Origin of the sequence: Streptomyces sp. RG80 (assembly GCF_040446465.1) — a bacterium.
GTDB lineage: Bacteria > Actinomycetota > Actinomycetes > Streptomycetales > Streptomycetaceae > Streptomyces.
In genome coordinates this window covers 554,835-571,166 of the sequence record NZ_JBEAAJ010000006.1, presented here as the reverse complement: position 1 = coordinate 571,166, position 16,332 = coordinate 554,835, and the positions used below count along the sequence as shown (strand labels likewise).

General features: G+C 69.9%; 12 protein-coding genes and 1 pseudogene. 3 read left to right on the top strand and 10 right to left on the bottom strand.

Features of this window, described 5'->3' with window-relative positions:
- Positions 1-293: 293 nt before the first annotated feature.
- Both ABKA17_RS23335 and ABKA17_RS23330 read right to left on the bottom strand, forming a co-directional pair.
- Entirely contained in the window at positions 294-1,004 is a 711-nt protein-coding gene (locus ABKA17_RS23335) for a TetR/AcrR family transcriptional regulator (protein ID WP_353694124.1), read from the bottom strand.
- A gap of 40 nt (positions 1,005-1,044) precedes the next feature.
- On the bottom strand, positions 1,045-1,800 hold the full coding sequence (locus ABKA17_RS23330) for an SDR family oxidoreductase (RefSeq protein WP_353694123.1): 756 nt from the start codon (positions 1,798-1,800) through the stop codon (positions 1,045-1,047).
- Between the two features lie 378 nt (positions 1,801-2,178).
- Here ABKA17_RS23330 and ABKA17_RS23325 point away from each other — a divergent pair.
- Both ABKA17_RS23325 and ABKA17_RS23320 read left to right on the top strand, forming a co-directional pair.
- Positions 2,179-3,032: pseudogene (locus ABKA17_RS23325) on the top strand (pectate lyase).
- Positions 3,033-3,044: 12 nt separating this feature from the next.
- Positions 3,045-3,857: a GH12 family glycosyl hydrolase domain-containing protein gene (locus tag ABKA17_RS23320; RefSeq protein ID WP_353694122.1), complete on the top strand. Its 813-nt coding sequence runs from the start codon at positions 3,045-3,047 to the stop codon at positions 3,855-3,857.
- A 180-nt stretch (positions 3,858-4,037) separates the two neighbouring features.
- Here ABKA17_RS23320 and ABKA17_RS23315 read toward each other — a convergent pair whose 3' ends face one another.
- Positions 4,038-4,568, bottom strand: coding sequence for a hypothetical protein (locus tag ABKA17_RS23315; protein WP_353694121.1), 531 nt, complete (start codon positions 4,566-4,568; stop codon positions 4,038-4,040).
- A 55-nt stretch (positions 4,569-4,623) separates the two neighbouring features.
- On the opposite strand from ABKA17_RS23315, the gene ABKA17_RS23310 reads away from it, so the two are divergent.
- Positions 4,624-4,998, top strand: a complete 375-nt coding sequence (locus ABKA17_RS23310; RefSeq protein WP_353694120.1) for an SH3 domain-containing protein — start codon at positions 4,624-4,626, stop codon at positions 4,996-4,998.
- Between the two features lie 34 nt (positions 4,999-5,032).
- On the opposite strand, the gene ABKA17_RS23305 is transcribed toward ABKA17_RS23310, so the two are convergent.
- The 7 genes from ABKA17_RS23305 to ABKA17_RS23275 all read right to left on the bottom strand — a co-directional run bounded on the left by ABKA17_RS23305 (position 5,033) and on the right by ABKA17_RS23275 (position 16,297).
- Positions 5,033-5,473, bottom strand: coding sequence for a hypothetical protein (locus ABKA17_RS23305; protein WP_353694119.1), 441 nt, complete (start codon positions 5,471-5,473; stop codon positions 5,033-5,035).
- Positions 5,474-5,841: 368 nt separating this feature from the next.
- A complete protein-coding gene (locus tag ABKA17_RS23300) occupies positions 5,842-7,539 on the bottom strand; it encodes a carboxylesterase/lipase family protein (RefSeq protein ID WP_353694118.1) in 1,698 nt (565 codons plus the stop codon).
- Between the two features lie 95 nt (positions 7,540-7,634).
- Positions 7,635-10,313: a non-ribosomal peptide synthetase gene (locus tag ABKA17_RS23295; protein ID WP_353694117.1), complete on the bottom strand. Its 2,679-nt coding sequence runs from the start codon at positions 10,311-10,313 to the stop codon at positions 7,635-7,637.
- Between the two features lie 61 nt (positions 10,314-10,374).
- The gene (locus ABKA17_RS23290; RefSeq protein ID WP_353694116.1) at positions 10,375-11,199 is read right to left on the bottom strand and encodes an SDR family oxidoreductase; all 825 of its coding nucleotides are present in this window, start codon (positions 11,197-11,199) and stop codon (positions 10,375-10,377) included.
- A 51-nt stretch (positions 11,200-11,250) separates the two neighbouring features.
- Positions 11,251-11,991 carry a thioesterase II family protein gene (locus ABKA17_RS23285; RefSeq protein WP_353694115.1) on the bottom strand — a complete coding sequence of 247 codons (741 nt, stop codon included), beginning with the start codon at positions 11,989-11,991 and terminating at the stop codon, positions 11,251-11,253.
- Positions 11,992-12,050: 59 nt separating this feature from the next.
- Positions 12,051-12,263 (bottom strand): MbtH family protein, encoded by a 213-nt coding sequence (locus ABKA17_RS23280; protein WP_353694114.1) that lies wholly within the window; start codon positions 12,261-12,263, stop codon positions 12,051-12,053.
- A 44-nt stretch (positions 12,264-12,307) separates the two neighbouring features.
- The gene (locus ABKA17_RS23275) at positions 12,308-16,297 is read right to left on the bottom strand and encodes a non-ribosomal peptide synthetase (RefSeq protein WP_353694113.1); all 3,990 of its coding nucleotides are present in this window, start codon (positions 16,295-16,297) and stop codon (positions 12,308-12,310) included.
- Between the last annotated feature and the right edge of the window lie 35 nt (positions 16,298-16,332).

Sequence of the window (16,332 nt, the reverse complement as noted above, 5' to 3'; positions counted from 1 at the left end):
GTCACACTGACCTGCGGGACTACGACCTGAAAGGAATCTGGGGCAGGCACTGACGCCATGCGGCGACCACCGCCTCGAAGCGGGTGCTCGCTCCCAGCTTGCGCATCGCGCTGCGCAGATACGACTTGACCGTTTCGGATAGCAGCGCAACTCGGCGCGCATCTGCCGGAGTTCCTTCAGTGGCACGCCTGGGCCTCGACAGGGCCCGCAGAGCACTGCGCGCACCGCGACCGGGGAGCCCGGGCATGAGGCTCACCGGATCCGCCGCTCCGGTGACCAGCGGCGTTGGCGGTTCAGGATGCGGTGCTGTAGCGGGCGAGCATGAGGGCAACGGCTTCGTCGACGATCGCGGCGTCGGTGGGGTTGGGCGGGACGAAGTCGGTCCGTACGAGTTGAGGCCACAGGAACTGGCTGCAGATCATGCCGAGGAACTGTTCGGCCACTTCGGATGCCGACTGTGACTGTCCGTCGGCCGAGCGGAAGTCGAGTGTGCCGGCCTGCACTTCGGCGTCCAGGTAGTCGCGGAGCCGGTCGAAGAAGGGTCCGCGGTCGATGGCGAAACCGGTGCCGACGATGTCGGCGAGTTCCGGCATCTGGGGAAGCTCGGTGATGATGAGGCGGCACAGCGCCGCCGTGCCGGGCCGCGCGACCAGGCAGGCGTAGTCGCGGCCGATGTGGTCCAGGCCGTACCGGGGATCACCGGGCGGGGGCGCTTCGGCGTACTCCACATCCAGCTGCCACTGTTCGGAGGTGACGGCCGCGAACAGCGCAGCCTTGGAGGGGTACCGCTTGAAGAGGGTGCCGGTGGAGACGCCGGCCTCCCTGGCGATCTGGGCGAGGGAGGTCTTGTCGTATCCCCGGGCGAGGAAGAGGTCGCGGGCGGCGCGGATGATGCGCGCCCGGTTCTCCGCCTTGATCTGCGCGTGATACCCGGCTTTGGTCTGCGCGTCATACCCGGCCTGGCAGGTGTCGCCACCGGTTTCCGCTCGGTCCGCCACCGACATACCCACGCCCCTCGCCCGACTCTCGGCCGCATCCTCGCTGTCAGAGGACGGTCTGGCCTCCGTCCAGGATAAGGTCCTGGCCCACAGCGAAGGCGGAGGCATCGGAGGCCAGGTACACCACGGCTTCCGCGACCTCCTCGGGCATACCCATGCGGCCCAGGGGGATGCCGGCACTGATCCCCTCCAGGACCGCCGTCTGCACCGCGGGGTCCTCGATCCCGAGCTTGGCGTAGAGCGGGGTGTCCACCGGGCCGGGGCTGACCGCGTTGAAGCGGATGCCGTGGGTTTTGAGCAGGTCCGCGTTCCAGGACCGCATCAGGGAGGAGACGGCCGCCTTCGTCGCGGCGTAGGCGTTGGAGTGTCCGTAGCCGCCGTGCGCGCTGTTGGACGCGTTGAGGATGACCGAGGACGGGTTGGCCAGGACGGGCACCAGGGCCTGGGTGAGAAAGAAGACGCTCTTGACGTTGATGTCGAAGAGCCGGTCGAAACTGTCCTCCGTGTGGTCCTCGAACGGCCGCCAGTCCGAGACTCCGGCGTTCAGGAACGCCACGTCCAGCTCTCCGAAGTGCTCACGCACCTGCTTGGCGAGGCCGCGTTGCGCGTCGAGGTCGCGTGCATCGGCCTGCACGACCGGCACCTTGTCCCCGAGGATCTCCCGCGCCCTGTCGATGCTGGCCGGGGTGACGCCCGTGACCAGCACCTCGGCCCCCTCCGCGACAAAACGCCGCGCGGTCTCCAGACCGATCCCACTCGTGCCGCCGGTGATGAGGGCGCGCTTGCCCGCAAGACGATTCATGTTCATTGTTCCTTGCCGAGTCGTAAGGTAAGTCGATGGACTCACCATTGGAAGGTAGCCCCTTCGCCGCACCCATGGCAAGTTGACCCACTTACCATCCACGCAGTCCCATAGACCCCTCGCGGACGACCCGCGCGTCCTGTCCCTGCTCAATCACGCGGGGCTCACCGTCCCCGCGGACGTCGGCGTCGGCATCGGCTGTCACCCGCACAACTTCACGCCGGAGGAACACTCCGAGAAATGCCACGACACTCCCCTGGAGTGCGTCGCCGACTCGGAGGCGGGCCGGTGGGGTCTGCTCGGGCTGGGCTGCGTACCCGCGGGCTCCTCACCGGAGTCACAGCCGCACCGGGCTCGTCCGGAGGCGGTGACGGCGGGATGATCCGGATCCGTTCGCTCCGCGGCACGGGGATCGCCCTGGCCGCCGCCGTACTGAGCACCACGGCCCTGACGGCGGGCGCTTCGGCGACGACTGCCACGACCGGGACCGGGACCGCGGCCTCGACCTCAACCGCATCCGGGTCCGCGCAGACTCGCCCGGTCGCCGTCTGGCCCACCGCCAAGCGCACCGAGAAGGTCACGAGGACCAAGCCGGTCAGCGGCAACCAGAACTTCGACTTCACCCGCTTCGTCGGCTCCGGCGCCCTCGGCGGTGGCGGACAGGGCGAGGGTCAGGACCCGATCCTGGAGCTGGCCGACGGCGCCACGGTCTCCAACGTGATCATCGGGGCCCCGGCCGCCGACGGCATCCACTGCCGGGGCACGTGCACGCTCAAGAACGTGTGGTGGGAGGACGTCGGCGAGGACGCGGCCACCTTCAAGGGCACCCGCGGCAGCCAGACGATGACGATCGACGGGGCGGCGCCCGCAAGGCCGCGGACAAGGTGTTCCAGCACAACGGTCCCGGCACGTTCGTCATCCGCAACTTCGAGGTGTCCGGCTTCGGCAAGCTCTACCGCTCCTGCGGGGTCTGCAAGACGCAGTACCAGCGCCACGTCGTGGTCGACAACATCACCGTGACGGCGCCCGGCCTCGATGTCGTCGGCATCAACGCCACGCCGTACGGGGACACCGCACGGCTGTCACGGATCACCGTCGTCGGCGACTCCGCCCGCAAGATCGTGATCTGTCAGAAGTTCCGCGGCACGACCTCCGGCGAGCCGACGAAGACCGGATCGGGACCGGACGGCAGGAACTGCATCTACCGGTCCACCGACGTCACCTACAGGTAGGGAACCGCCACCATGAACCATCGCCGGAACCTTCTGGCAGCCGCTCTCCTGGCGGCACCCCTGCTGCTCGTCTCCCAGACCGCGACGGCCGCCCCCGCCCTCGCCGCGGACAGTTGCACGGCGTTCAACACCGTCAGCATTCCGCCGTACTACCTCAACAACAACGTCTGGGGCGCCAAGAACGCCTCCGGTAAGCAGTGCACCTGGCTCAACTCGTACCGCAACGGCAAGGCCAACTGGGAGACGTCCTTCGACTGGACGGGCGACAAGACCAGTGTGAAGGCCTACGGGAGCGTCGTGCTGGGCTGGCACTGGGGCTGGATGGAGAAGAACACCAAGCTGCCCATCCGTATGAACAGCGGGCGCAAGGTGAACAGTTCCTGGACCTTCAACATCACCCAGAACACTCCCACGGAGATGAACGTCGCCTACGACGTGTGGTTTCACCAGAAGTCCAACCCGGACTGGCAGGACCAGCCGCACGACGAAATGATGGTCTGGCTCAACCGCCAGAACGGCGCAGGTCCCCTGGGCACCAAGCGCGAGACGGTCAACTCCGCCGGTTCCACCTGGGACCTCTACGTCGGAAAGATCGTCAACAAGGACAGCAGCGGCAAGGTCACCAGCAGCTGGAACGTCTACTCGTTCGTCCGCACCGCCAACACCAACAGCGCCACGACCGACCTGACGGGCCTGGCCAACACCCTGGTGCAGAAACGGCTGTTGGCGAACACCTCGTACCTGACCAGCGTCGAAGCCGGCACCGAGGTCTTCACCAGCAGGGGCAAGCTGAGCACCAGCTCGTACTCGGTGAGCGTGAGCTAGCCCCTCGTCATCGAATCACGGCCGCCGACACGGCCCACAGATGGCCGCCAGCCTCCTCAAGGAGGCGGGCGGCCTTTCTGGCCCTCGACGTCGACCTCTCGTCCCCCCGTTACATTCTTCGTGGCTCCGCGACGGAACCTTCTACGAACCGCAGCCCGTTCGGGATGTCGCTCCCCAGACCTAGACCATGGTCAGGAGGTGATCCGTCGGTTCATAGTCGATCTTCCAGTCGGCATAGATCCCGCAGAACCCATCCTTGATGCACCGCAGGCCCACGGTCACCCAGCGGACGGATCCGTGGGTGCCGAGCGAGAACGCGACCGCGGCCTCGAACTCCTCGCTCCCGCAAGGGCAGCCGGCCGCACCGGGCTCGTCGTCCTCCCAGAACTCCTCGTTCCAGTACTCCTCGCTGTCTGCGATGAACGCACGGCTGTCGCAGCCCGAACACTCTCGTTCCGCGCCGGAGCCGTTGACCAGCACGAAGAACACACGACCGCCGCACCCCTCGCAGACGGAAGGAGCGATCTTCACCGGGCGGTCGTCGACTGCCTCCCGCAGGAACACCCCGAGCTCCGCGGGGACCCCCTCGCCAACCTGATCATCAGCATGCACGGACACATCGTTCCAGACGCCCCAAACCCACACCCGACCAGCTTGACCAAAGACATAGAGGCCCCCCGCGACCCTGACAACTGTCAGGGACCGCGCCATCCCCGGGCTCCCTACAGTTCTGAGCGTCAGTCACACCGTTCAGGGGGAACTCGCCATGACCGCTCGCATCTTCGCCAGGGCCGCACTCGTCGGCGCCGGGGCGCTCGCCCTGCTCGGCCCGCTCACCGTAGGGACCGCCGTCGCGTCCTCCGCCGGCGAGCAGGGCACCGCCCGCGTCATGGCCGCGCCGTACGCGGTCGTACCGTACGAGACCGTCAACATCCGCTCCGGACCGTCCCGGGCGTTCCCCACGGTCGGTTCCGTGGCTGCGGGCGAGGTGCGCGGCGCGTACTGCTGGGAGTTCGGCGAGACGGTCAACGACTACGGTTTCAGCAACAACGTCTGGGTCAAGCTCGCCGAGGGCTACGTCAGCGCCGTGTACCTCAAGGGCAACGAGTACGGCGACCTGCCTGCCTCGGCGAGTTGCTGACCCACCTCACAACGGGGCCTGACCGGGGCCCCGTTCAGTACCTCTGCGCCTTGGCGATCTTCGCGGTCAGGTGAGGCTCGGGAGGGTTGCGGCTGATGGCGAGGGGCTGGGCCCGCTCCCCCGGCTTGAGACTTGGAGCTCCGACGATACGGGTCTCGACCACCTTGCCGTCCGCGTCGCTGAAGTCGACCTGTACCGCGTACGAGGCGGTGGCGTCGGTTCGGTTGATGATGTTGACGACGAGTGCGCGGACGCCGTTGGTCTGCGACAGGGGTTTGCCGGTCAACGAGACGTCGTCCATGGCATTGCCCCGCCCGTCCGCCTTGCTCAGCTGCTTCTCGAATTCCTGGCGGGTGCGTTCCGTCTCGGCGGAGACGGAAGCCTCGAACTCGGAGGCTCGAGCCGAGGCGGAGGATGCGGCGGCAGAGGCTGATGCCCGGCGTTCCGCCTTCATCGACTCCGCAGCGGAAGCCATGGCAGAAGGCACCTCTCCGGAGAAGCTCTCGGTCACCGGCGGCGTCGGGCGAGGGCTGGGGGTGGCGGAGCTGTCACTGCCACTGTCGGTACTGCAGCCCGCCACGGCCGCCGCGGCGACGACGACACAGACCGCCAGTGCGGCCGGTCCGCGCCGGGGCACGCGGGGCCTGATGCGAGGGCTGCCTGATCTCATCGGTCGTTCTCCTTCTCCCAGGTGTGCCGGGCTTCAACAGCTGTGGGCTGCGCTGCCCGCTCGGGCACGACTTGAAGTCATGGTCCGCCCCAGGCTCAGATCCGGCCATCGCAGGCGGGCCGACTGGGCGAGACGGGGAGGAGGAAGGGGAGTGTCCTGGACCCCGACCAAGGTCAGTCGCGGTTCTCCCAGTACAGCCTCTCGTTCCTGTCCGGATCGGAGACGATGCGGCATCTGGCGTCGAGCCACATCGTGGCGCGGTCGGTGAGGGTGTAGGCGGGCCATCTCGGCACGCCCGCCGCCGTGGGGCGGCCCGTGTGGGCGAAGCCCGCCCACAGTTCGCTCATGTGCCGTGCGGTCGCCAGCCGTTCCGGAGACTGATCCTTGTTGAGGATGTAGTCGGGGTTCTTGTCGGTGTTGGCGAACTTGAGGTTGATGTCCGACGCATGCGGTGAGCCGATGGGGAAATCGGTGCCGGGCACCAGGGTCGGGCTCGGGTAGGCGAGCTGGTACATGAACACCGGCGCGGAGTGCTGCGCCCGTTTGGCCTCCGCGATCTTGATCGCGTCGCGCCAGATGGGTGAGGTGGTGATCGCGAAGTAGAGCTGTGCCGGCGTCGCACCCGGCCGCGTCGACCGGAAGGTCCGGATGATCCGGTCGAGCTCGGTGCCCTGATACGTGCTGCTCAGCCTGGAGCGCAGTCCGGCCTCGTCGATGCTGAAGATGTCGGGCGGCCCGAAAAGGCTGAAGAACACCGTCTCGTCGCGGCAGGTACCGCACATCAGCGGCTTGTCGGCCGAGAACGGCGCCGCGCCGTCGGCGAAGGGGTGCCGCGGGATGACGGTGCCGTCGACGAACGCGCCGAAGCCGGGGAGCGGGCCGGGGTCGCCCCACGGCGGGGCGCCGTTCGCGGCTTCGGACTGCTGGATCTCCAACAGCCTCGCGGCCGGAATGTCATGGAGACGGGGAATGTCGGTCGTGGTCAGTCCCAGCAGCTCCAGAGTGCGTCTGGCCCGGGCGGTGGCGCCGTCGCGGGTGGGGAAGCGCAGGGGCGCGGCGCTTTCGATCGAGGCCTTGTGGAACAACCTCGCGGCGGCCGGCATGGTGTGGACGGCCGCGGTCTTGGCGCCGCCGCCGCTCTCGCCCCACACCATGATGCTGTCGGGGTCGCCGCCGAAGTTCTCGATGTTCTCCCTGGTCCAGCGCAGCGCGGCGAGAATGTCCAGCATCCCCTGGTTGGCGGCGTAGTCACGGCCGGCGAGATCGCCCTGGAACAGGTAGCCCAACAGGCCCAGCCGGTGGTTGGACTCGACCACCACCACGTCATAGAGCTGCGCCATGTGGGTGCCGTCCTGCCCGGTGGCGGAGCCGGAGCCGATCATGTAGCCGCCGCCGTGGTTGTAGAACATCACCGGCCGGCGCCGGCCGTCGGCGGCGGGGGTCCAGATGTTGAGGTAGAGGCAGTCCTCGGACGGAGCCGGCATCCGGCCGTTGCCGCCCGGCCCCATCTCGCCGCCCGCCACCTGGAACGCCGGGTTGGGGAAGCTGACCGTGTCGCGTACGCCGGACCACCGCGCGGGCGGCTTCGGGGCCCTGAACCGGAGTTCGCCGAGCGGCGGAGTGGCGTACGGCACGCCGAGAAACTTGGCGATGCCCTCCTCGCGCTTCCCGCGCACCCGGCCGTAACGGGTCGCCGCCACGACCGTGCTCCCCGCGGGCCGCGCATGCGCCGGTGCGGACATGCCCATCGCGGCAACGACGGACAGCGAACCGCCGATCACGGCTCTACGGTTCATCGCCTTGCGGGTGATCGTCTCCGGGAGGTACGGCCGGCCGGTCTCGGTGGGTAACGTTTCCCATTTCTCTGCCATGAACACGGGAAGATAGCGGAGAAGCCACGGAAGAGGTACGTGTGAGGAGAGGTGAGAATGAGTCAAGTTCGTTATGGGATACGGCAGTTCTATCCCTAGTCCCTGAGGTTCGCCGCCGTCCCTCGTACGGTCGGGTGTCGGTAGAGCTCACGGAGCCGTAGGGACGGCAGGCCGCGGGCTCGCAGAGCGGCGCCGATGCGGACGGCGGCCAGGGAGTTGCCGCCGAGCTCGAAGAAGTCGTCGTCCGGGCCGACGGGCATGCCGAGCACGTCGCTCCAGATCTCCGTCAGGCTTGCGACGAGGTCGTCGTCGGTGACGGCTGCCGGGGCCGTGTCCCGACCCGATGGGCGTAGGACGGCGGGAGCAGGGAGCTTCGCCGTGTCGAGTTTGCCGTTGGCCGTGAGTGGAAGGGCGTCCAACGCGGTGACGGTGGCGGGAAGCATGTACTCGGGCAGGATGCAGGCGGCTCGCTCACGGACGCGGGCGGGGTCTCCCCCGGGCGACAGGGTGACGTAGGCGTCGATCCTGGTCGTGGCGGCGTCTGCCAGGTCGTCGCGGTGTACCAGGACGGCCGCGGAGCGCACATCGGGGTTCTCCAGCAGGACGGAGCGGATCTCGTCGAGCTCGATCCGGAAGCCGCGGATCTTCACCTGGCTGTCGATCCGGCCGAGGTGCTCGAGCCGCCCGTCAGGACGCAGGCGTCCGAGATCGCCGCTGCGGTACATCGTGCCGCCGGTGAACGGGTCCGGCACGAACCGCTGACGGGTCAGCTCCTCCTGTCCCAGGTAGCCGACCGCCACACCGGCTCCGCCGACGCATATCTCGCCCGCCGCTCCCGGCGGCAGCAGCCGCCCGTCCGCGCCTACGACGTACAGGTGCCAGCCGGGCAGGGCGCGCCCGACGGAGCGGGTGCCGGCGAGCGCCAGTTTCCGGGTGAGGGTCTGCTCGGTGACATGGACGGTGGTTTCCGTGATGCCGAACATGTTCACGACCCGGCAGGAGCGTTCGGGGTGCCGGTCGAACCAGGGCAGCAGCATCCGCGGGTCCAGCGGCTCCCCGCCGAAGACGACGAGCCGGACGGACACGTCGGTGTGCTCGACGTCCAGGAGCTGGGCGAAGGCCGACGGGGTCTGGCTGAGCACGGTGACCTTCTCGGCGACGAGCAGGTCCCGGAAGTGATCCGGTTCGCGCGAGACGAAGTACGGCACCACGACCAGCCGCCCACCGGTCAGCAGACAGCCCCAGATCTCCCACACCGAGAAGTCGAAGGCGCTGGAGTGGAACCAGGTCCACACGTCCGCCTCCCCGAGCCCGTACTCGTCGCGGGTTGCGTCGATCAGGGCGACAACGTTGCGGTGGGGGACGACGACGCCCTTGGGTCGGCCGGTGGAACCTGAGGTGTAGATGACGTAGGCGGCGTCATCGGGCGAGGGAGACGGAGCGCTCGCGTCTCCCTCGGGCGTCGGCCACCCGCCTCGCGATGGCTCCAGTAGTTCATCCGGGCTCATGCGCACGCCGTTCGCCACCGCCGGGAACTCCGGGAGCCGGGTGACCACCACACCCAGATCCGCGTCCCGTGCCGTGTGGGCCAGTCGCTCCGCCGGATAGGCGGGATCGACGGGCACGTAGGTCGCGCCGGCCTTCAGCACGGCGAGCAGGGTGACGACGAGTTCGGCGGAGCGCTCCAGGCACACGCCCACCCGGTCGCCGGCCCGTACTCCGCGAGCTTTCAGACCGTGGGCCGACCGGGCGGCCCGCTCGTCGAGTTCGCGGTACGTCAGGGTCGTGTCGCCATCGGTCACGGCGACGTGGTCCGGGGTCGCCGCAACGATCCGGGCGAGCGCCTCGGGCACGCTCGCCGGCCGGGTGGCGAGGGAACGGAGCGGGCGGCCCAGCGCCGCCGTGCGGGCGCGCTCCGCCTCGTCGAGGAGTTCGACGTCGTCCGGTGGGGTCTGCGGTCGGTTCAGGACCTGCTGGTGTACGTGGACGAGGTGCCGTACGAACTGGGCCGCGATCTCCGCGGAGAAGTGACTGCTCAAGTGGTCGCACCGCAGCCGTGGACCGGTCGAGTCGCGCAGGACGGAGACGGTGAGGGGGAACGGGGGCGCCAGGCAGGGCACGTACTCGATCTCGCCCTCGCCGTCACCTGCCTCGCGGTCCGGGCAGTCGATGTCGGTCGCGTCGTCGAAGAGCAGACCCGCGAGCGCGGGGCCCGTCGTGGAGGAGGGCTTCGACTCGTCGAGCGTGGCGGCCGGTTCGACTGTGAAGCGGCCGTGGTCGGTGCCGATGACCGGCGGGGTGTCGGGGTCGTAGCGGCGCAGGGTGATGGCGAGTGCCGTGAGCCAGCTCGTCTCGTCGCCCGCGTGGTCCAGGGCGACGAGACGAGGGGTGCTCGGGCCGTCAACGCCGAGTCCCCAGGCGGGAGCAGGCGCGGCAGGGAACACTTCAGGAGCCGGCCGGGTGTCGTCGGGTGTCACGGACTCCCCTGCTGCCAGCCGGGCCAGGGCCGTACGGTCCCAGCGTCCGCGCGGGGCGACGACGATCAGGTCGGACAGGCCGTCGGCGTAGCGCAGGAGCACGCTGCGAGGATTGCGGCTCGGACGGGCGAGTTCGGTGCCGCGTCGGCGCTCGGCCAGTGGGTCAGTCGCCGGGATCGGGAGTTCCTCGATCCACAGCCCCGGTCGGTGGGCGGGCTCCTGGGAGTGGTCCCAGCGGACGCGCAGTGCGTGGCAGTGGGGCGCGAGGTGGAGGGGATCGAACTGCGGCGCGGGCACGGACCGTACTCCTTGTCGTCGTTGCTCTTCTTGTGGTTCTCGCGGACCGGGAAAAGGCGGCTCAGCGGATGCTGAATCCGCCGTCGACGGTCAGGACGGATCCCGTGATCTGCCGGGATTCGTCCGAGGCCAGGAAGACGATCGCGGCGGCGACGTCCTCGGGTTCGATCAGCGCGTTCATGGGCTGCGCCTCGACGAAGGTCCTCTCGTGCTCGTGGACGGGCACGTCCAGGGCCCTGGCGATCTCGGCGAGCATCCGGCCCTCGGCCCACGCGTCGTCGCGCACGGACCCGGGGCAGACGGCGTTCACGCGCACCTTCGTCGGCGCGAAGTCGAGCGCGGCGGCCTTCGTGAGACCGACGACGGCGTGCTTGGCCGCGACGTAGCCGGCGAAATGCCGGTAGCCGACGAGCCCGGCGGTGGAGGCGACGTTGACGATGCTTCCGGCGCGCCGGGCGCTCATCGCCCCGCCGACCGCGCGGATCAGCCGCCAGGCTCCGGAGAGGTCCACATCGATCATCAGGGACCACTCGTCCTCTTCGATCTCGTGCACCGGTTTCCCCGAGGGCGCGGCGATGCCCGCGTTGTTGACGGCGACGTCGATCCGACCGAACCGTTCCTCGGCGCGGGTCACCGCCTCCCGTATGCCACGGGTGTCGCGGATGTCGGCCACCTCGGTGAGGACGGCCGCGCCGGCTTCCCGGCACAGCGCGGCGGTGTGCTCCAACTGCCCTTCGGTACCCAGCGGGTAGGGCACACCGGGCAGGTCGGCGCAGATGTCCAGCAGGGTGAGGTCGGCACCCTCTGCCGCACAGGCGACCGCGGCTGCTCGGCCGAGTCCGCGCGCGGCGCCGGTGATGAGGACCGACTTGCCGTGCAGACGCATGAGGTGCTCCCTGGAAGTCGTAACGGGGTCATGGGTCGAGAATGGGGACGGTCAGAGCACCTTCGAGACGATCACGCCGACCAGGGCGGGTGCCGACTCGGTCAGATACATGTGGCCGCCGGGGACCTCGACGTGGTCGAAGTCGCGGCCGGACGCCTTGTTCCAGGACGCGGCGGAGTCGTGGTCGACCAGTGCGTCGTCCTCACCCCGGATCACGGTGAGGGGCGCGTCCAGGGGCAGAAGGGTGCTCGGTACGTAGCTCTCATGCATCTCGACGTCGGCGCGCAGGGTGGGCAGGAGCATCTCGCGCATCTCCGGGTCGTCGAGCGCGGGATGGCTGTAGCCCGCGAACTCCCTGACCCGGGTCAGGAATTCGTCGTCGGACAAGCCGGTGGCCCGCTGTTCACGGCCCTCGCCCGGGTGGGGCGCCCCGCTCACGAACAGGTGGACGAGTTCGATGCCGGGCTCGACGACCAGACGGTGTGCCAGTTCGTAGGCCAGCACGGCACCGAGACTGTGCCCGAAAAGGGCCACCCTGTGCTCGCCGTCGCCGAGCCGTTCGCATAGCTGAGGCAGGAGGCCGTCGACGGCCTCGTGTACGTCCCGGTAGGGCTCCTCGTCGATCAGCCTTTCCCGGCCGGGCAGTTGGAGCGGCACGATCTCCAACGCGTCTCCTGCCAGGGCGGCTGTCAGGGCGGTCCAGGGGCGGTAGAACGAGGCGCCCGCTCCGGCGTACGGAAGGCACACCAGCTTGATCGGGCCGGCCGGGTCGGTCAGGTCGTCGGTGGGCATGACTGCCGGTTTCTCCTTGCGAGGGGGGTTGGTCGTTCGGGCGTGGCCGGGGCCGGTGGCTACTCGCCCATCGCCTTGATCAGGCTCTTGGGACGCATGTCGGTCCAGTGCTCGCCGACGTAGTCCAGGCACGACCGGCGGCTCGCGCGGCCGTGGACGACGGTCCAGCCGGCCGGAGTCTCGGCGAAGGCGGGCCACAGGGAGTGCTGGCCCTCCTCGTTCACCAGGACCAGGTGCTCGATGCTGTCGTCGTCGAAGGGGTTGGTGGTCATGGCCGTTCCTCCTGTGGTGAGTGGTCGCGTACGGCGGGTTCGGTCTACTTGCGCAGTCGGCTGTCCAGCACCGGGCCGATGCGCGCCAGTGCCGTGGGCCGGGTCATCTCTCCGTGAGTGCAGGGGACTTCGTGGTTCTCGACGCGGCCTTCGACGTACGGCTGCCAGGAGCGGTACCGGTCCGCGACCGCGTCCGGATCCTTGGCGGCGGTGAAGAGCAACAGATCCCCGCGGTACGGCTCAGGGGTGAACTCGCCCAGCAGGCGCCGGTTGTTCGCTGTCACCTCTACCAAGGCCGCCAGTTCGGCGTCGTCGAGGCTGCCGGGCATATCGGATACGCGACGGACCAGTTCGGCGAAGCGGCTCTCGGTCAGCGGCTGGGTCTCGTCCTCGGGGACCTGGCGGCCGAGGATGGTGAGGAGGTTGCGCAGCAGGGCCGGGCGGTCGGACTGGGCGGGGCCCTGCCGGATCCAGGCGCCGGGGAAGGAGTCGAGCAGTGCGAGCAGCGCTACCTGCTCTCCGGCCGCTTGGAGGGCGACCGCGACGTCGTACGCGACCAGGCCACCCATGGAGTAGCCGAGCAGGTGGTACGGCCCGCGTGGCTGTGTCTGGCGGATGACGGCGAGGTGCCCGGCGACCGCGTCGGCCAGGCTGTCGGGCAGGGGCTGATCCGGGAGCAGACCGCTGGACTGGAGGCCGTACAGCGGGCGGCCGGGGTGGATGTAGCGGGCCAGCCCGGCGAAGCCCCAGGACAGGCCGGAGGCCGGGGGCAGGCAGAACAGGGGTTCGCGGTCACCGCGGGTGCGCAGCGGGAGCAGCGGTCCCATAGGGGCCGTGCCCGACGCGGCGGGCTGGTGCCGGTCGGGTGTTCCGGGTCGGCCTGCTTCGGTCAGGCGTCGGGCCAGTGCTGCCACGGTGGGTGAGTCGAAGAGGGCGCGCAGCGGCAGCTCCACGCCGAGTTCGGCACTGATGCGCGAGGTCAGGCGGGGGGCCAGCAGGGAGTGGCCGCCGAGGTCGAGGAAGCCGTCGTGGACGCCGACCCGGTCCGGGGCGAGGCCGAGGACCTCGGCGAAGATTCCGCGCAAGGTCTCCTCCCGCTCGGTCCGCGGGGCCGCTTTTGCGGCGGACGGCGCGTCGGGGGCGGGCAGCGCCTTGCGGTCCAGCTTGCCGCTGGCGGTGTGCGGGAGTGCATCGAGCGGGACGAACGCCGAGGGGATCATGTGGGCGGGGAGGGTGTGGGCGAGGTGGTCGCGGAGGTCGTCGGCAGCCACGGCCTCCGGGGATACGACGTACGCGACGAGTTGCTTCTCACCGCGCTGGTCCTCCCTCACCGTGGCGGCCGCCTCGGCCACGGCCGGATGCGTGGCGACGGCGGCTTCGACCTCACCCAACTCGATCCGGAAGCCACGGAGTTTGACCTGGTGGTCGGCCCGGCCCAGGAAGCGCAGTTGGCCGTCGGAGCCACGCACCGCCAGGTCTCCCGTGCGGTACATGCGCTCCCCCGGTCCGCCGAACGGGTCGGCGACGAATCGCTCGGCCGTCAGACCCGGCCTGCCGAGGTAGCCGCGGGCAGGTCCACCACCGGCCACGTACACCTCGCCGACGGCCCCGTCGGGCACGGGGTGCAGCGCGGGGTCCAGGAGGTGGACGACGTTGCGGGCGAGGGCACGGCCGATGGGTGGGGCGGCCTTGTCGTCCGGGTCGGCGCCGGACTGCCAGGCGGTGGCATAGATGGTCGCCTCGGTGGGCCCGTAGAAGTTGACGAGCCGCGCTCCGGGGAAGGCGGTCTCGAGGCCGGCCCGGAGCTGTTCGGGGATGGGTTCGCCGCCGAGGGCCACGGTGTGCGGTGCGACGGGCGGTCGTTCGGCGAGCACGCTGGCCATGACCGTGGGTACGCCGCTGATCAGGCCGGCGTCCCGGGGGGTGCCGTCGGTGAGCGCGAGGAGGTTCTCGACGATCTCGATACGGCCGCCGCACAGCAGGGGCGAGAAGATCTCGAACACCGACACGTCGAAGTTGAGCGAGGTCGAGAACAGCACCTTGGCCAGTCGCTCGGGACCGAACTCGGTGTGCGTCCACTCGACGAACTCGACGGCGTTGCGGTGCGTTGCCAGCACACCCTTGGGACGGCCGGTGGAGCCGGAGGTGTAGGTGATGTAGGCGAGGTTGTCCGGCGTCAAGTCGCCTGGTGCGAGGCGACTCTGATGCTCAGTCACCTGAATGCCCGGATCGAGCAGCGGTGTGCCGTCCGGCAACGCCCCTGCCGTCTCCTCGGTGGCGAGGACGACGACGGGGCGGGCGTCGTCGACGATGTACGCCAGGCGCTCGGCCGGATACGCGGGGTCGAGCGGCAGGTAGGCGGCGCCGGACTTCAGCACCGCGAGGACGGCGACGACCAGGTCCGCGGTACGGGGCAGGGCGATACCCACGACTCGTTCGGGGCCTGCCCCGACGGCGGTGAGGCGGGCGGCCAACTGCTCGGCCCGGACGTCGAGTTCGCCGTACGACAGACGGGCGCCTTGCTCCAGTACGGCGTCGGTGTCCGGGGTTGCCGCGACCTGGGCCGACCAGAGTTCGGTGAGGGTGCGGGCGGCCGGTGGCGTGAGTCGGGGCGGCTGGGGCAGTTCCTGTGGCGCCAGGAGTCCCAGGCGGCCCTGTGGGAGTTCGGGGTCGACCGCCATCGCCTCGAGGATGCGCACCAGGCAGGCGAGTGTGGCGTCGGCCCAGTCGGCGTCGAACAGTCCTGGGTGGTAGGCCAGCCGGAAGCGGGGCCGGGGGCCGGGGAGGGCCACGAGCGTGACCGGGTAGTGGGTGGCGTCGCGGCCGCCTGAGCCGATCAGGCGGAGCCCGCCGTTGCCGCCACCGTCGCCGTCGCGCTTGGCGCCGTCTGAGTCGCTGTGCCGCCCGTCGCCGGTCGCCTCCGGATCCACCGGATAGTTCTCGAAGACGACGAGGCTGTCGAAGAGCTCCGGGATGCCCACGGCTCGCTGGATGTCGGCCAGGCCGAGATGGTGGTGGTCGAGGAGACGGACGTAACCGTCCTGGACCTCGCGGAGCAGGGCGCCGAGGCTCTCCTCGGGGCGTAGCCGGACCCGCGTCGGGATGGTGTTGATGAACAGGCCGACCATCGACTCGACACCGGGGAGTTCGGGCGGGCGACCCGAGACGGTGGCGCCGAAGACGACGTCGTCACGGCCGGTCAGTCGGCCGAGCAGGATCGCCCAGGCGCTCTGCACCAGTGTGTTGGCGGTCACCCCGAGGCTCCGGGCGCATGCCGTGAGCGCGGCTCCGAGCTCCGTCGACAGCTCGGTCCGGGCCTGCGCCGGCTCAGCGGCCCCGGGCGAGGTGGCCGGCGCGAGTCGGGTCGGTTCCGTCACACCGGCCAGCGCGTCCCGCCAGGCGGCCTCTGCGGCCCCGCGCTGTCTGCGGCCCAGCCACTCCAGGAAGGTGCGGTACGGCGGGACGGGCGCGAGCGCGGTCGGGTCCGCGTCGGCGGCGTACAGGGCGAGCAGTTCCCGTAGGAGCACGGAGACCGACCAGCCGTCGAGCAGGATGTGGTGGTGGGTGACGAGCAGCCGGTGACGGTGCTCGGCGGTGCGGACCAGGGTGCAGCGCAGGAGCGGAGGAGTGGCCGGATCGAACCCCCGGGCCCGGTCCTCGTCGAGCAGTGCCGTCCACGCCTTCTCGAAGTCGGCGTCTCGCTCGCTGAGGTCGGCGTCCCGCCCGCCGAAGTCGGCGGTCCGTGCGCTGAGGTCGGCCTCCGCCCATGGCAGCGTGGCCCGCCGCGGGATGACCTGCACCGGCTGGCCGCCGCGGCGCCGCCGGAAGGCCGCCCGCAGGTTCGGGTGGCGGTCCAGGAGTGCCTGAGCGGCCGCGCGCAGGCGGTCGGCGTCGACCGGACCTTCGAGTTCGAAGACCAGCTGTACGACGTAGACGTCGGGGCCATGCCGTTCGTGCTCGTACAGAGCGTGGAAGAGCAGGCCCTCCTGGAGCGGGGTAAGGGGGAGGACGTCGACGGGCCCGGTCTGCGTCATGTGTCGTCTCGTCTCGCTGTGTGCTGGTCGGCTGG

Excerpts from the sequence above, each read along its gene's own strand:
- ABKA17_RS23335 (WP_353694124.1), bottom strand. The coding sequence starts at position 1,004 with ATGTCGGTGGCGGACCGAGCGGAAACCGGTGGCGACACCTGCCAGGCC.
- ABKA17_RS23330 (WP_353694123.1), bottom strand. The coding sequence starts at position 1,800 with ATGAATCGTCTTGCGGGCAAGCGCGCCCTCATCACCGGCGGCACGAGT.
- ABKA17_RS23320 (WP_353694122.1), top strand. The coding sequence starts at position 3,045 with ATGAACCATCGCCGGAACCTTCTGGCAGCCGCTCTCCTGGCGGCACCC.
- ABKA17_RS23315 (WP_353694121.1), bottom strand. The coding sequence starts at position 4,568 with ATGGCGCGGTCCCTGACAGTTGTCAGGGTCGCGGGGGGCCTCTATGTC.
- ABKA17_RS23310 (WP_353694120.1), top strand. The coding sequence starts at position 4,624 with ATGACCGCTCGCATCTTCGCCAGGGCCGCACTCGTCGGCGCCGGGGCG.
- ABKA17_RS23305 (WP_353694119.1), bottom strand. The coding sequence starts at position 5,473 with ATGGCTTCCGCTGCGGAGTCGATGAAGGCGGAACGCCGGGCATCAGCC.
- ABKA17_RS23300 (WP_353694118.1), bottom strand. The coding sequence starts at position 7,539 with ATGGCAGAGAAATGGGAAACGTTACCCACCGAGACCGGCCGGCCGTAC.
- ABKA17_RS23290 (WP_353694116.1), bottom strand. The coding sequence starts at position 11,199 with ATGCGTCTGCACGGCAAGTCGGTCCTCATCACCGGCGCCGCGCGCGGA.
- ABKA17_RS23285 (WP_353694115.1), bottom strand. The coding sequence starts at position 11,991 with ATGCCCACCGACGACCTGACCGACCCGGCCGGCCCGATCAAGCTGGTG.
- ABKA17_RS23280 (WP_353694114.1), bottom strand. The coding sequence starts at position 12,263 with ATGACCACCAACCCCTTCGACGACGACAGCATCGAGCACCTGGTCCTG.
- ABKA17_RS23275 (WP_353694113.1), bottom strand. The coding sequence starts at position 16,297 with ATGACGCAGACCGGGCCCGTCGACGTCCTCCCCCTTACCCCGCTCCAG.